Origin of the sequence: Pseudomonas anguilliseptica (assembly GCF_021375795.1) — a bacterium.
Classification (GTDB): domain Bacteria; phylum Pseudomonadota; class Gammaproteobacteria; order Pseudomonadales; family Pseudomonadaceae; genus Aquipseudomonas; species Aquipseudomonas anguilliseptica_A.
On sequence record NZ_JAEIOI010000001.1, the window covers coordinates 1078464 to 1092806 of the forward strand.

The 14343-nt window shown below is 59.2% G+C and carries 20 protein-coding genes; 15 read left to right on the forward strand and 5 right to left on the reverse strand.

The genetic code is table 11. The features are described from left to right. The first annotated feature begins 26 nt into the window (after positions 1–26). Both IOD17_RS04945 and IOD17_RS04950 read left to right on the forward strand, forming a co-directional pair. On the forward strand, positions 27–263 hold the full coding sequence (locus tag IOD17_RS04945; protein WP_233684522.1) for a CDGSH iron-sulfur domain-containing protein: 237 nt from the start codon (positions 27–29) through the stop codon (positions 261–263). Positions 264–410: 147 nt separating this feature from the next. Beyond that, positions 411–728, forward strand: a complete 318-nt coding sequence (locus IOD17_RS04950) for a YqfO family protein (RefSeq protein ID WP_233683965.1) — start codon at positions 411–413, stop codon at positions 726–728. Between the two features lie 86 nt (positions 729–814). Here the strand turns inward: IOD17_RS04950 and IOD17_RS04955 are convergent, their stop codons facing one another. Beyond that, positions 815–1318, reverse strand: coding sequence for a L,D-transpeptidase family protein (locus IOD17_RS04955; protein ID WP_233683966.1), 504 nt, complete (start codon positions 1316–1318; stop codon positions 815–817). Positions 1319–1333: 15 nt separating this feature from the next. After that, positions 1334–1891, reverse strand: a complete 558-nt coding sequence (locus tag IOD17_RS04960; protein WP_233683967.1) for an NUDIX hydrolase — start codon at positions 1889–1891, stop codon at positions 1334–1336. Between the two features lie 172 nt (positions 1892–2063). On the opposite strand from IOD17_RS04960, the gene IOD17_RS04965 reads away from it, so the two are divergent. Genes IOD17_RS04965 through IOD17_RS04985 form a run of 5 tightly spaced genes read left to right on the forward strand, consistent with a single transcriptional unit; the run spans position 2064 to position 5340 of the window. Further along, positions 2064–2669 (forward strand): CoA pyrophosphatase, encoded by a 606-nt coding sequence (locus IOD17_RS04965; protein ID WP_233683968.1) that lies wholly within the window; start codon positions 2064–2066, stop codon positions 2667–2669. Between the two features lie 18 nt (positions 2670–2687). Next, positions 2688–3215: a gamma carbonic anhydrase family protein gene (locus tag IOD17_RS04970; RefSeq protein WP_233683969.1), complete on the forward strand. Its 528-nt coding sequence runs from the start codon at positions 2688–2690 to the stop codon at positions 3213–3215. After that, positions 3212–3400: a DUF1289 domain-containing protein gene (locus tag IOD17_RS04975; RefSeq protein ID WP_233683970.1), complete on the forward strand. Its 189-nt coding sequence runs from the start codon at positions 3212–3214 to the stop codon at positions 3398–3400. The genes IOD17_RS04970 and IOD17_RS04975 overlap by 4 nt, the downstream gene beginning before the upstream one ends. Positions 3401–3427: 27 nt before the next feature. After that, complete coding sequence (purT, locus tag IOD17_RS04980) at positions 3428–4609, forward strand: formate-dependent phosphoribosylglycinamide formyltransferase (RefSeq protein WP_233683971.1); 1182 nt, start codon at positions 3428–3430, stop codon at positions 4607–4609. After that, positions 4606–5340 (forward strand): SGNH/GDSL hydrolase family protein, encoded by a 735-nt coding sequence (locus IOD17_RS04985; RefSeq protein ID WP_233683972.1) that lies wholly within the window; start codon positions 4606–4608, stop codon positions 5338–5340. Before purT ends, IOD17_RS04985 begins: the two co-directional genes overlap by 4 nt. Here the strand turns inward: IOD17_RS04985 and IOD17_RS04990 are convergent. After that, positions 5312–6601, reverse strand: coding sequence for an HlyC/CorC family transporter (locus IOD17_RS04990; protein WP_233683973.1), 1290 nt, complete (start codon positions 6599–6601; stop codon positions 5312–5314). The two genes, IOD17_RS04985 and IOD17_RS04990, sit on opposite strands and share 29 nt — an antisense overlap. A 16-nt stretch (positions 6602–6617) precedes the next feature. Beyond that, complete coding sequence (locus tag IOD17_RS04995; RefSeq protein WP_233683974.1) at positions 6618–7418, reverse strand: cytochrome C assembly family protein; 801 nt, start codon at positions 7416–7418, stop codon at positions 6618–6620. A gap of 190 nt (positions 7419–7608) precedes the next feature. On the opposite strand from IOD17_RS04995, the gene ffh reads away from it, so the two are divergent. The 6 genes from ffh to IOD17_RS05025 all read left to right on the forward strand — a co-directional run bounded on the left by ffh (position 7609) and on the right by IOD17_RS05025 (position 11690). Further along, the gene (gene ffh, locus IOD17_RS05000; RefSeq protein ID WP_233683975.1) at positions 7609–8982 is read left to right on the forward strand and encodes a signal recognition particle protein; all 1374 of its coding nucleotides are present in this window, start codon (positions 7609–7611) and stop codon (positions 8980–8982) included. 190 nt (positions 8983–9172) lie between these two features. Beyond that, on the forward strand, positions 9173–9424 hold the full coding sequence (gene rpsP / locus IOD17_RS05005; RefSeq protein WP_090442998.1) for a 30S ribosomal protein S16: 252 nt from the start codon (positions 9173–9175) through the stop codon (positions 9422–9424). A gap of 5 nt (positions 9425–9429) precedes the next feature. Further along, the gene (gene rimM, locus IOD17_RS05010; protein WP_233683976.1) at positions 9430–9966 is read left to right on the forward strand and encodes a ribosome maturation factor RimM; all 537 of its coding nucleotides are present in this window, start codon (positions 9430–9432) and stop codon (positions 9964–9966) included. 5 nt (positions 9967–9971) lie between these two features. Further along, a complete protein-coding gene (trmD, locus tag IOD17_RS05015; protein WP_233683977.1) occupies positions 9972–10724 on the forward strand; it encodes a tRNA (guanosine(37)-N1)-methyltransferase TrmD in 753 nt (250 codons plus the stop codon). A 40-nt stretch (positions 10725–10764) separates the two neighbouring features. Then, positions 10765–11115, forward strand: a complete 351-nt coding sequence (gene rplS / locus IOD17_RS05020) for a 50S ribosomal protein L19 (RefSeq protein WP_233683978.1) — start codon at positions 10765–10767, stop codon at positions 11113–11115. Positions 11116–11285: 170 nt separating this feature from the next. Next, a complete protein-coding gene (locus tag IOD17_RS05025; RefSeq protein ID WP_233683979.1) occupies positions 11286–11690 on the forward strand; it encodes an acyl-CoA thioesterase in 405 nt (134 codons plus the stop codon). A 15-nt stretch (positions 11691–11705) separates the two neighbouring features. Here IOD17_RS05025 and IOD17_RS05030 read toward each other — a convergent pair whose 3' ends face one another. Next, entirely contained in the window at positions 11706–12383 is a 678-nt protein-coding gene (locus IOD17_RS05030) for a hypothetical protein (protein ID WP_233683980.1), read from the reverse strand. Positions 12384–12593: 210 nt separating this feature from the next. On the opposite strand from IOD17_RS05030, the gene xerD reads away from it, so the two are divergent. Further along, a complete protein-coding gene (gene xerD / locus IOD17_RS05035; protein ID WP_233683981.1) occupies positions 12594–13490 on the forward strand; it encodes a site-specific tyrosine recombinase XerD in 897 nt (298 codons plus the stop codon). A 93-nt stretch (positions 13491–13583) separates the two neighbouring features. Next, positions 13584–14309 (forward strand): bifunctional protein-disulfide isomerase/oxidoreductase DsbC, encoded by a 726-nt coding sequence (gene dsbC, locus IOD17_RS05040; protein WP_233683982.1) that lies wholly within the window; start codon positions 13584–13586, stop codon positions 14307–14309. Positions 14310–14343: the final 34 nt, after the last annotated feature.

Sequence of the window (14343 nt, forward strand, 5' to 3'; positions counted from 1 at the left end):
AGCCGCAATACTCTGTTCTGCCTGAGGTGCGCCAGGTCAAACCTGGTGATACCTTGCTGCTGTGCCGCTGCGGGCGTTCGCCCCAGCTTCCCGATTGTATTTCCGCCTGCCCTGATGCGCTTGAGCTGCAGCCTGAGCGTGAACAGTTTCTGCTGTTGTGCCGCTGTGGCCAATCACAGCGCCTACCCTATTGTGATGGCCGGCATAACCAGCCAGTGCAGGGCTTGAGGGCCCGCTGGCGGCGCTTCTGGCGTGGTCTGTAGCGTGTGTCAGGATTGAACGCTCAGCCAAGGAACAGGTCATAGGAAGCAAGTGTGATGCGCCTCGCGAACCGCCAATAGGGCAAAGTGCCATTGTTGTGTGGCATCATTAGCGCGCTGTTTTAATCAGTCTTGCCGGTGGGGACTTCGATGTACAAACTGTGTTTTTATGTGCCTGAAACCCATCTGGAAACGGTGAAATCCGCCGTGTTCAGCGCGGGTGGTGGCCGTATCGGTCAGTATGATCAGTGCTGTTGGCAGGTGCTTGGGCAGGGGCAGTTTCGTGCCCTGGAAGGCAGTCAGCCGTTTATCGGGCAGCCAGGGCAGGTGACGCAGGTGGCGGAGTGGAAAGTTGAGTTGGTGGTGGCCGACGAGCTGATCCACGATGCGGTCAAGGCCATGAAAAAGCAGCATCCCTATGAGACGCCCGCCTTCGAGGTATGGCGTCTTTCAGACATCCAGTTCTAAGTGCTGAGCGGCTGCGGCAGGCCCGCAGGACTCTGCGTCCGAACATGAAAAAGGCACCTTCAAGGTGCCTTTTTTGTGCCTGCCGCTCAGGGTCGGATTTCGATCAGTGTGCCATCTTTGACCAGTGACCAGACCTCACGCATGTCGATGTTCTTCATGGCGATACAGCCTTCGGTCCAGTCCAGGGTGTGGAAGAACCATTCGGGGTATTCCTCGTCCAACGGCGTGCCGTGGATCATGATCATGCCGCCGGCCGGTACGCCCTTGGCACGGGCTTGCGCCTGGTCGCGGGCGTTGGGGTAGGAGATGTGCATGGACAGGTTGTACTTGTCGCTGGTCTTGCGCCAGTCGATCCAGTAGAAGCCTTCCGGGGTGCGCAGATCGCCTTCGCGCTGCTTGGCACCCTCCGGCTGTTTGCCCAATGAAATACGGTAGGACTTGAGCGTGTCGCCGCGGCTGATCAAGTGCAGCTTGCGCTCGGATTTGACCACCAGCACCTTGTCGATGGTTTTGCCGTTGAGGCTTGGGGTGGTGTTGGCGTGGCCAGTCAGAGCAACGGTCAGGCAGAGTAGGGCGAACAACCAGCGCATCGTAATTCCCATGGATCAAAAGGCTTTCTTGTAATGTGCGCGCAAGGCTTCAAGCGGCTCGTTGCGGACCGGGTAGTGCTGCTGCAGGCGATCCGCGAAGTAGCATTCTAAGGTACGCCCGATGGTCGGGAAAGCCAGCTCTGACCAGGGGATGTCCTGTTCGTCAAACAGCTGCACCTCAAGGCTCTCCTCGCCCGGGGCAAAGTCCAGGTCGACCAGTTCGGCGCGAAACAGCATGTACACCTGATTGATGTGCGGTAGGTCGAACAGGGTATAGAGGCTCAGGCTGCGTACGCGGGCGCAGGCTTCTTCATGGGTTTCACGGGCGGCGGCCTGTTCCAGGGTTTCACCATTTTCCATAAACCCGGCCGGCAGGGTCCAGTAGCCACGCCGTGGTTCGATGGCGCGGCGGCACAGCAATACCTGTTCGCCCCATACAGGCAGGCAGCCGGCAATAATGCGCGGGTTCTGGTAATGCACGGTCTGGCACTGTGCGCAGACATGACGTAGGCGAGTGTCGCCCTGCGGGATGATATGGCTGATCGGGCCGCCACAATTGCTACAGAACTTCATGCCAGGTCCTCGCTGCGTGTCGGCTATCTTGGCGTGCATGCCGGGTGCTCGGCAAGCGACCTGAACACTTGGTTATCGAGCGCCTGAATGATGCTTGGCGGCGGTGCGGGGCTTGGGCCGTGCGCTGCTTTCATGCCATGATCGACGGCAGAATAAAAGACCGAGAATCCCCATGCTGGACGAGTTGCTCCATCGCATGCGCGGCTATAGCCCGCTCAGTTTGCAGATCGATAAACACTACCCTGAAGCTGCAGTGCTGGTGCCCATCACCCGCAGCGACGAGCCGGAAGTGGTGCTGACGCTGCGCGCCAGTGGTTTGTCCACGCACAGTGGCGAAGTGGCCTTTCCCGGTGGCCGGCGCGACCCTGAGGATGCTGATCTGGTACAGACCGCCCTGCGTGAGGCTGAGGAGGAGATCGGCCTGCCGCCGGGCCTGGTTGAGGTGGTGGGGCCGCTCAGTACGCTGGTATCGCGGCACGGTATCAAGGTCACACCCTACGTAGGTCTGGTGCCGGATTTTGTCGAATACCGGCCCAATGACGGTGAGATTGCTGCGGTGTTTGCCGTGCCGCTGGCATTCTTTCGCGACGACCCGCGGGAAACCACCCACCGTATCGATTATCTCGGGCGCAGCTGGTATGTGCCGAGTTACCGCTATGGCGAATATAAAATCTGGGGGCTGACGGCGATCATGCTGGTCGAGTTGGTCAACCTGGTGTTCGATGATGTGCATATCGATATGCATCAGCCCCCCGAGCACTTTATCAAGCTCACCTGAGCTTATGAGGAAGCAACCATGAAATATCGACTGGGTTCGTCCAGCGTCGACGCCCATCCAGAGAGCTGGGTTGCACCTAATGCCACCCTGGTGGGCAAGGTTAAATTGGAATCGGGGGCCAGCGTATGGTTTAACGCCGTGCTGCGCGGCGACAACGAGCTGATTCATATCGGCGAGAACAGCAACGTGCAGGACGGCACGGTGATGCACACTGATATGGGTTTTCCGCTGACTATCGGCAAGGGCGTGACCATTGGCCATAACGCCATGCTGCACGGCTGCACCGTGGGCGATTACAGCCTGATCGGCATCAATGCGGTGATCCTCAATGGCGCGAAAATCGGCAAGAACTGCATCATTGGCGCCAACAGCCTGATTGGCGAAGGCAAGGAAATTCCTGATGGTTCGCTGGTGATGGGCTCGCCCGGCAAGGTGGTGCGTGAACTGACCGAGCCGCAGAAAAAGATGCTCGAAGCCAGCGCCGCACACTACGTGCGCAACGCTCAACGCTATGCCCGTGATCTGGCGGTGCAGGACGACTCATGAGCAACGAACGCCCCGTCGCCTCGCCCTGCGTGCATGTCTGCGCGCTTGACGATGAAGATATCTGCATTGGTTGCCAGCGTTCGGTGGCCGAAATCACCCGCTGGAGCCTGATGGACAACAGCGAGCGCCGCGAGGTGCTGATGCGCTGTCATGAGCGGGCCAAAGCCAAAGGCATTCTGCTGTAACTTTCTTGATCAGTTTGAGGACTCCCCATGCCCCGTATCGGAACCCCTTTGTCGCCGAGCGCGACCCGCGTGCTGTTGTGTGGCTCTGGCGAGCTGGGCAAGGAGGTGGTGATCGAGCTACAGCGCCTCGGCGTCGAGGTGATTGCCGTGGACCGTTACGCCAACGCACCGGCCATGCAGGTGGCGCACCGCAGTCATGTGATCAATATGCTCGACGGCGCCGCCCTGCGTGCGGTGATCGAGCTGGAACAGCCGCACTACATCGTCCCGGAAATCGAGGCGATTGCCACCGCAACCCTGGTCGAGCTGGAGAACGAAGGTTTCACCGTCATCCCCAGCGCCCGCGCTGCACAGCTGACCATGAACCGTGAAGGCATCCGCCGCTTGGCCGCTGAAGAGCTGGGTCTGCCGACCTCGCCTTACCGCTTTGCCGATTCCTTCGACGAGTGTCGCGCGGCGGTCGAGGCGATTGGTTTTCCCTGCCTGATCAAACCGATCATGAGTTCTTCCGGCAAGGGCCAGTCGGTGCTGAAAAGTCTGGATGACCTGCAAGCCGCCTGGGATTACGCCCAGGCCGGTGGGCGTGCCGGCAAGGGCCGGGTGATCGTCGAGGGCTTTATCGATTTTGATTATGAAATCGCGCTGCTTACCGTGCGCCACAGTGGCGGCACCACCTTCTGTGCGCCGGTTGGCCATCGTCAGGTCAAGGGTGATTACCAGGAGTCCTGGCAGCCGCAGCCGATGAGCGCCAAGGCGCAGGCTGAAGCTGAGCGCATCGCTCTGGCGGTGACCGGCTCGCTGGGTGGGCGCGGGCTGTTCGGTGTAGAGCTGTTCGTCAAAGGTGATCAGGTGTGGTTCTGCGAAATTTCGCCGCGCCCTCACGACACCGGCCTGGTCACCCTGATTTCCCAGGATCTGTCCGAATTCGCCCTGCACGCGCGGGCGATTCTCGGTTTGCCGATTCCAGCCATTCGTCAGTTCGGCCCATCGGCTTCTGCGGTGATCTTGGTTGAGGGGGAATCTCAGCAAGTCAGCTTCGGCAACCTCGGCGCGGCCCTGGCCGAGGCGGATACTGCTCTGCGCCTGTTCGGCAAGCCGGAAGTCAGTGGTCAGCGGCGCATGGGTGTGGCGCTGGCGCGAGATGAGTCGTTACAAGCGGCGCGGGCCAAGGCCACGCGTGCGGCGCAGGCGGTCAAGGTCGAACTGTGAGTGCGTTACGCGCCTATGCCTGGTGGCTAGGCTTGGCGCTGTTGGCACCGATTGCCTTGCCGCTGGCGGTGCACACGCGGCGTAACGCGCTGCGTTTACCGCCTGCTCGCGGGCCGCTGAATGGTGTGGCGGGCGCGGATTTGCCCGGCGAGCCATTGCGTCTGCTGGTGTTGGGTGAGTCGACCGTGGTTGGAGTGGGGGTGGATGAGCTGCATGCCGCGCTGGTCGCGCAGTTGGCTGCAGCGCTGGCTGTGCGCAGCGGTCGTCCGGTTGCCTGGCGTGCGTGCGGTGAAAACGGCATTACCGCCACGCAGGCCTATGAGCGGCTGTTGCCGCAGGTGCTGGATCAACCCTTTGATCTGGCGCTGCTGGTGTTTGGCGTCAACGACACTACTCATCTGACGTCTCTGCTGCGGTGGGAGGCGGCGCTTGGCGGTATGGCGCAAGCCTTGACTGCTCGCGGTGTTCGGGTGGCGTTTAGCAGTGTGCCGCCGCTGCAGCATTTCACGGCCTTGCCCTGGCTGCTGCGGCGTTTGCTCGGCATGCGTGCCGCTTTGCTGGATGCATGTCTGCGCCGGCTGGCTACGCGTCAGGGAGCGGGGCATCACGCGGTCGAGTTGGAGTTTTCCGCCGAGTACCTGGCGCGTGATGGTTATCACCCATCAGCCCTGGGGTATCGCGTGTGGGCCGAGGGGTTGGCCCTCAGTCTGCTGCCGGCGGCGCAGCCTTAGGTTTGGCGTTGGCCTGCCAGATGCGCACGCTTTTTACCCGGTTCTCGGCGGCTTGCAGGATTTCCAGGCGGTAAGGGCCGATCTTCAGGCATACCGCGCTATCGGGAATGCTTTCCAGGGCTTCGGTAATCAGACCGTTGAGGGTCTTCGGGCCGTCGCTGGGCAGGTGCCAATCCAATGCCTTGTTGATCTCGCGGATATAAGCCGCGCCGTCGATCACCTGGGTGCCGTCTTCCTGGGGGTGGATATCCGGGCTGCGCAGGGTGTCCTGGTTGCTGAAGTCGCCGACGATTTCTTCGAGGATGTCTTCCAGGGTGACGATGCCAATGACATCGCCATATTCGTCCACCACGATGCCGATGCGTCGCTTCTGCTTCTGGAAGTTGATCAGCTGGGTCGACAGCGACGTGCCTTCCGGTACGAAGTAGGGTTCGTTGCAGGCGGCCAGCAGTGCGTCCTTGCTGAGCTGGTTATGCGTCAGCAGGCGAGCGATCTGGCGCATGTGCACGATGCCTTCGATCTGATTGATGTCCGTGCGAAACAACGGCAGGCGGGTGTGTGTGGTGTTCGTCAGCTGGTTGATGATGCTGTCGAGGTCATCTTCCAGATTGATCCCGGTGACTTCGTTACGCGGGATCATGATGTCATCGACTGTCACCCGCTCCAGGTCGAGAATGCCGAGTAGCATGTTCTGGCGGTTTTTCGGCAGCTCATGGCCGGACTCGCGCACCACGCTGCGCAGCTCCTCGGTGGTCAGGCTGTCACTGCTCTTGCTGGTGGGGTCGACGCCCATCAGTCGGAGTAGGCCATTGCTGATCCAGCCCAGCAGAATGACCAGCGGGTAGAACAGTTTGAGCAGCAGCAGCAATGGCAGGCTGAACGGGTAGGCCACTGCTTCCGGGCGCAGGGCGGCCAGGGTCTTGGGTGTGATTTCACCGAACACCAGCAGGGCCAGGGTCAGGCCAATGGTGGCAATCGCGATGCCAGCCTCGCCCCACAACTGCAGAGCCAGAACAGTGGCAATGGACGAGGCCAGGATATTGACGAAGTTATTGCCGATCAGAATGGTGCCCAGCAGGCGATCCGGGCGGCTCAGCAAAGCGCTGACACGCTTGGCGCCGCGATGACCTTCTTTCGCCAGGTGCTTGAGGCGATAGCGGTTGAGGCTGAGGATGCCGGTTTCTGAGCTGGAGAAAAATGCCGAGCAGAGCAGCAGAAAGATCAGCAGGCCGAAGAGGAAACTGGGGTGTATGTTGTCCACGCAGTGACCTTGGGCGTCAGATGTGCAGGATGAATTCGCGGACCAGCTTGCTGCCGAAATAGGCCAGCATCAGCAGGCAGAAGCCGGCCAGGGTCCAGCGAATCGCTTTATGGCCGCGCCAGCCTAGTTGATGGCGACCCCACAGCAGCACGGCAAATACCACCCAGGCGAAGAATGACAGGAAGGTCTTATGCGCCAGGTGCTGGGCAAACAGGTCATTGATAAACAGCGCGCCGGACAGCAGTGACAGCGACAGCAGTGCCCAGCCAGCCCAGAGGAAGCCGAACAGCAGGCTTTCCATGGTCTGCAGCGGCGGGAAGTTCTTGATCAGCCCGGAGGGGTGCTTGTGCTTGAGCTGATGGTCCTGCAGCAGCAGGAGCAGCGACTGGAACACGGCGATGGTCAGCATGCCGTAAGCCGTTACGGACAGCAGGATATGCGCCAGGATGCCAGGAGCCTCATCAATCGGCCGGCTTGTGCCGCTGGGCATGAACTGCGCGAGCAGGACGGTCAGAAAACCTAATGGGAACAGCAGAATCAGCAGGTTTTCCACGGGGATGCGCGCGCAGGCCAGCAGGGTCAGCAAAATGACCGAGGCGGCAATCAGGCTGGCGGCATTGAAAAAGTCCAGTGACAGGCCTGTTGGGCTGTACATCTGCATGAACAGGCTACTGGTATGAAACAGCAGGGCGAAAACGCCGAGCACAACCAGCAGGCGCTTGTTGATGGTGCTGCGCTGTTGCAGGCGCAGGCCCTGGTAAGACGCGGCTGCCGCGTAGAAGCAGGCGGCGGCGAGGCTGGGTAGCAGAGGGTGCATAAATCCTTGTCAGGCAAACCCGGAAGACGCGCAGTGTGGCATACAACCGCCGCGCCACGAAAGCATCTGGCTGTGCCAAAGGCTCTGGCTCGGTCGCGATGAAACGTCAACAGAGCCGGCCACTCTTCGCTATAATCCGCCGCCTGTTACAAGCCTACCCTCGGCTCAGCTGAGCCTGAAAGGAACGAGCATGTTTGAAAATCTGACAGATCGCCTCTCACAGACCCTGCGTAATGTCACTGGCAAGGCCAAGCTGAGCGAAGACAACATCAAGGATACGCTGCGCGAAGTGCGCATGGCCTTGCTGGAAGCCGACGTGGCACTGCCTGTGGTCAAGGACTTCGTTAATAAGGTCAAGGATCGTGCGGTCGGTACTGAGGTCTCGAAGAGCCTGACCCCAGGCCAGGCATTCGTGAAGATCGTGCGTGCCGAGCTGGAAGAGCTGATGGGCGCGGCCAACGAAGACCTTGCGCTCAATGCCGTGCCGCCCGCCGTGGTGCTGATGGCGGGTCTGCAGGGCGCGGGTAAGACCACCACCGTCGGCAAGCTGGCGCGCTTCCTTAAAGAGCGCAAGAAGAAAACCGTGATGGTGGTCTCGGCTGACGTTTACCGTCCGGCTGCGATCAAGCAGCTGGAAACCCTGGCCAATGATATTGGCGTGACCTTTTTCCCATCTGACATCAGTCAGAAGCCGGTGGCGATTGCCGAGGCGGCGATCAAGGAAGCCAAGCTCAAATTTATCGATGTAGTGCTGGTGGATACTGCCGGTCGTCTGGCCATTGATGCCGAGATGATGGCGGAAATCCAGGCGCTGCATGCTGCGATCAAACCGGTGGAAACCCTGTTCGTGGTCGACGCCATGACGGGGCAAGACGCGGCTAACACCGCCAAGGCGTTCAATGATGCGCTGCCGCTGACCGGGGTCGTACTGACCAAGGTTGACGGTGACGCCCGTGGTGGTGCCGCGCTGTCGGTGCGGCATATCACCGGCAAGCCGATCAAGTTCATCGGCATGGGCGAGAAGACCGAGGCGCTGGAGCCCTTCCATCCGGACCGGATTGCCTCGCGCATTCTTGGTATGGGTGACGTGCTCAGTCTGATCGAGCAGGCTGAACAGACCCTGGATCGCGAAAAGGCCGAGAAACTCACCAAGAAGCTGAAGAAGGGCAAGGGCTTCGATCTCGAAGACTTCCGTGACCAGTTGCAGCAGATGAAAAACATGGGCGGCCTTGGCGGCCTGATGGACAAGCTGCCGCAGATGGGTGGCGTCAATCTGGCGCAGATGGGCAATGCCCAGGGCGCGGCCGAGAAGCAGTTTAAACAGATGGAGGCGATCATCAATTCGATGACGCCGGCCGAGCGTCGCGATCCGGAGATCATCAGTGGCTCGCGCAAGCGCCGTATTGCCATGGGTTCCGGCACGCAGGTGCAGGACATCGGCCGCCTGATCAAACAGCACAAACAGATGCAGAAGATGATGAAAAAATTCACTGCTAAAGGCGGTATGGCCAAGATGATGCGCGGCATGGGTGGGATGATGCCGGGCGGTCTGCCGAAGCTGTAATAGCAGTAATAAAGACGGCGTGCGGGTTGGCGAGATTGTTTGCCAGCCTGATGCACAGTCAGCACCGACCGGCGGCTTGAAAAAGAGATTTGCAAAAAGCCGGATAATCCTTAGAATATGCGGCCTTTCGGGCCTAGTGCCCTATGCTTGCATTTCAGTTTTGCAGCACCGACTACAGGAAAGAAGTTCAATGGTAACCATCCGTCTTGCCCGTGGCGGCTCCAAAAAGCGCCCGTTCTACCACCTGACCGTGACCAACAGCCGCAATGCGCGCGATGGTCGCTTCGTTGAGCGTATTGGTTTCTTCAACCCGGTTGCTTCGGGTGCAGAAGTCAAACTGTCTGTTAACCAAGAGCGTGCCGCTTACTGGCTCGGTCAAGGTGCACAGCCGTCTGAGCGCGTAGCTCAGCTGCTCAAGGAAGCTGCTAAGGCTGCAGCCTAAGCATCATGAGCATGACGCCAGCTCCCGCCGAGGACCTTGTAGTTCTCGGCAAGATTGTCTCGGTGCATGGCGTAAAGGGTGATGTGAAGGTCTATTCCTTTACCGAGCCTCTGACCAACGTGCTCAATTACCCTCACTGGACGCTCAAGCGTGACGGCGAGGTTAAGCAAGTTGAAGTAGCCAGTGGACGTTTGCAGGGCAAAGTCCTGGTGGCAAAGCTTAAGGGTCTGGATGATCGCGAAGTGGCTCGTACCTTCGCGGGTTTTGACATTTGTGTACCCCGTAGCCAGTTACCGGAACTCAGCGACGGCGATTACTACTGGTATCAGTTGGAAGGCCTCAAGGTCATTGATCAGGCAGGGCAATTGCTCGGCAAGGTTGATCACCTGTTTGAGACTGGTGCCAACGATGTGATGGTGGTCAAACCCTGCACCGACAGTTTGGACGGTCGTGAGCGCCTGTTGCCCTATATCGAGCAATGCGTGCTGTCGATTGATCTGGCTGCTGGCGAAATGCGGGTCGACTGGGACGCGGACTTCTAAGCCTGATGTCAAATCTGCGCGTTGAAGTTATTACGTTGTTCCCGGAAATGTTTGCCGCTATCAGCGAGTACGGCATTACCAGCCGAGCGGTGAAGCAGGGCTTGTTGCAACTGACCTGCTGGAATCCGCGCAGCTACACCACGGACCGCCATCACACCGTTGATGACCGGCCTTTTGGTGGTGGCCCAGGCATGGTGATGAAGATCAAACCGCTTGAAGATGCTTTGCTTGACGCAAGGCAGGCTACAGGTGGTGCGGCCAAGGTGATTTACCTGTCGCCGCAAGGTCGCCAGCTGACGCAGTCAGCAGTACGCGAACTGGTTAACGAAGAGGCTTTAATCCTCATCGCAGGTCGCTACGAAGGCATCGATGAGCGCTTTATTGAGGCGCATGTCGATGAAGAATGGTCGATTGGGGATTACGTCCTGTCTGGCGGTGAGCTGCCGGCCATGGTGCTGATCGACGCGGTAACGCGCCTTTTGCCTGGTGCATTGGGTCATGCAGACTCGGCCGAGGAAGACTCCTTTACGGATGGCTTGCTCGACTGCCCGCACTACACCCGTCCGGAGGTGTATGCGGATAAACGTGTTCCCGAAGTGTTGCTTAGTGGCAACCACGAACACATCCGGCGTTGGCGTTTGCAGCAGTCCCTTGGTCGGACCTACGAGCGACGCGCCGATCTTCTGGAAAGCCGCTCGCTTTCTGGAGAAGAGAAAAAGCTGCTGGAGGAATACGTCCGCCAGCGGGACGATAGTTAATGTATCGATGACCGGCCAAGGCCTGTCTTAGGAGCGCAGCATGACCAACAAGATTATTCAGCAGATCGAAGCTGAGCAGATGAGCAAAGTGATCCCGACTTTCGCACCAGGTGACACTGTTGTTGTCCAGGTTAAAGTGAAAGAAGGCGACCGTCAGCGTCTGCAGGCGTTCGAAGGTGTTGTTATCGCCAAGCGTAACCGTGGTCTGAACAGTGCGTTCACTGTTCGCAAGATCTCCAACGGTGTTGGCGTTGAGCGTACTTTCCAGACCTACAGCCCGCTGGTCGACAGCCTGGCTGTGAAGCGTCGCGGTGACGTACGTAAAGCCAAGCTGTACTACCTGCGTGACCTGTCCGGTAAGGCAGCTCGCATCAAGGAAAAACTGAGCTAAGGCTTGTTTTTCCAATAAAAAAGCAGCCTTCGGGCTGCTTTTTTCGTTTCTGCGCCGGTGACTGGTGAGTTTTTCCCGGCCTCAACACTGCCCATTTGGCAGCGTGAAAATAACCATAAGAACCCGCGGCACTGTGGCAGCCACATCCGATTGAATCTGGCAGTAGTGGCATGACCCCGAGAGAGCAGGAAATTCAGCGGCGCACCGCATTATCGGAAACTCGCGTGGCCAAGGCGGTATTTCCGCCGACCACCAATCATCACAACACCCTCTTCGGTGGTACGGCGCTGGCTTGGATGGACGAAGTGTCGTTTATCGCTGCCACGCGCTTCTGTCGCTTGCCGCTGGTGACGGTGTCGTCGGATCGCATCGATTTCAAGCACGCGATACCGGCCGGCTCAATCGTCGAGCTGATTGGTCGGGTGATCAAGGTAGGCACCACCAGCCTCAAGGTTGAGGTCGAGGTATTTGTCGAAAGCATGAACAGTGACGCCCGCGAGCGGGCGATCAGTGGTGTGTTCAGTTTTGTTGCGATCGATGAGCAGCAGAAACCGGTGCCTGTGCTGCCGTGCTGAGCGTAGGCCCTGTTCCTACTGATGCAGGCTGATCTTCAGGGAGGCCTGCGACAGGTCGATATCGTGCAGGCTGATGCTGCCCATGCTTTGGCCCTGTGGTGCGCCAGCGACACGGATATTGTCGAAGCGCAATTCACCAATCGAGCTGGGTAGGCGCACATTGACCGAGCCATCAGCGTTGATCACCGAGGTCAGCTTGCTGGTGTCGTACTGCACGTCTTTCATCGAGGTTTCTGCCTCAAGGCTGCTCAGTACCGGCATCACCAGTTTGCTCAGTTGGCCTACGGTGCCTAGGCCGTCGCCGCTACCGGCCTGAAGAAACAGGCCCTGCAGCACATCGTCGAGGCCTTGGGCGCTGACATTGCTCATTTCCAGGTCGCTCAAGGGGCGCAGGCCTCGCGGTGTCTGCTCCTGGCTGACCGCGCTGACTTGCGAGCGCGGCGCGTCAGCGCTGGCGATCTGGAAGGGGGTGAGCAATGCAGCAATCAGAGTGGCGGCGAGGCGCAGGTTGCTTTGTTTGCTGAGGGCTTTTTTCAGCTGGCGTTCGCTCAGCAAGCCCTGTTCGACAAGAATTTCGCCCAGGCGCTTCTGGCTGGTGAGTTGCAGTTTGATGGCAGCATCCAGCTGACCGCGGTTAATCAGTCCCTTGTTGATCAAAATCTGACCAAGGCGTGAATGCTGTTGGCTGGACATTGCGTGGGCCCATTGTGCTGTAGTGGCGTGATGCAATCATGGTCTGCAAGCTGCTGTCTGTCACCCACCCAAAGATAGGGTGACGTTGGCTTTAAGGGGTGGTCTGGCGACCGTTGGTCGGCTGCATTCTGTCGGCAGATGCGCTGTATGAGGCTGGCCGAGGCTGCTGTGCTCGTGGACACTAGCCGAACTGTCCAACGAGGTTGTCTGATGCCTGCTATTGATCATCCATTGATTGACCGTTTTCTGGAGTCGCTCTGGCTGGAAAAGGGCTTGTCAGCTCATACGCGGGCGGCGTATCGCAGTGATCTGGCGTTGTTCAATGGTTGGTTGCAGGCGCGTGATGTACAGCTGGCAGATGTTGGGCGTGAACTTATTCTGGATCACCTGGCCTGGCGCCTGAACGAAGGCTACAAGGCGCGCTCCACGGCGCGGCTGCTCTCGGGGTTGCGCGGGTTCTACCGGTTTCTCCTGCGTGAACAGTTGATCAGTCGTGATCCGACCTTGCAGGTTGACTTGCCGCAGCTGGGGCGGCCACTGCCTAAGTCGCTGTCCGAGGCGGATGTCGAGGCGTTGCTGGCCGCGCCGGAGCTGGACGATCCGATTGGCCTGCGCGACCGGGCGATGCTGGAGGTGCTGTATGCCTGTGGCCTGCGGGTCAGTGAGCTGATTGGTCTGACGCTGGAGCAGGTTAACCTGCGCCAGGGCGTGCTGCGGGTGTTTGGCAAAGGCAGTAAGGAGCGCCTGGTGCCGCTGGGAGAAGAGGCGATTGCCTGGATTGAACGTTACAGCAAGGAGGCGCGGCCGTTTCTGTTGGATGGCAAGCCCAGTGATGTGCTGTTTACCAGTCTGCGTGGCGAGCAGATGACTCGGCAAACCTTCTGGTATCGCATCAAGCACCAAGCCAAGGTGGCGGGGATCAACAAGAGCCTGTCGCCGCACACCTTGCGCCATGCGTTCGCCACCCATTTGCTCAACCATGGTGCTGATTTGCGCGTGGTGCAGATGCTTCTTGGGCACAGCGATCTGTCGACCACGCAGATCTACACCCATATCGCCCGGGCGCGGTTGCAAGAGCTGCATGCGCAGCACCACCCGCGCGGCTGAGAGTGCCGCCTGGCCTGCCGTGGTCGGTCTGTTCGGGCTTCTATGGTAGGCTGTGCCTATTATTCGTCAGAGTGTCTTTCGACAGGAGTTTGTATGCGTTTCAACCGCATTGTTGTCACGTTGGCCTTGAGCCTGGTCAGCACCATTGGCGTTGCTGCCGATCCTGATCAGGCTATCCGTAGCACGCTCAAGGCGATTGACCCTGAGCTGCCAATCGAAGCTATTGCCGAAAGCCCGATGACCGGTCTGTACCAAGTTCAGCTGCAAGGTGGCCGCCAGCTGTATGCCAGTGAAGATGGCCAGTTCCTGTTGCAGGGCTACCTGTTTCAGGTCAAGGATGGCAAGCCGGTCAACCTGACCGAAGCGGCCGAGAGCAAGGGTGTGGTCAAGCTGCTGGAGGCCATTCCTGCTGCAGAAATGGTGGTGTTTGCGCCCAAGCAACCCAAGACTCATATCACCGTGTTTACCGACACCGATTGCGGCTATTGCCAGAAATTGCACAGCGAAGTGCCTGAGTTGAACCGCTTGGGTGTTGAAGTGCGTTACCTGGCCTACCCGCGTCAGGGTCTGGAAAGTCCGGCGGCCAAGGAGCTGTCGAACGTGTGGTGCGCCAAGGATCGTCAGAATGCGATGAACCGTGCGAAAACCCGTCAGAGCGTAGCCGATGCGCAATGCGACAGTCCGGTCGCCAAGCAGTATGCCCTGGGTCAGATGATCGGGGTCAGCGGCACGCCGGCCATCGTGCTGGCCAACGGCAAGATTATTCCGGGTTATCAGCCGGCTCCGCAGCTGGCGAAAATTGCTCTGGAATCCAAGTGATCTGAGGCGTGCGCCTGATTGACTATTAAACAGC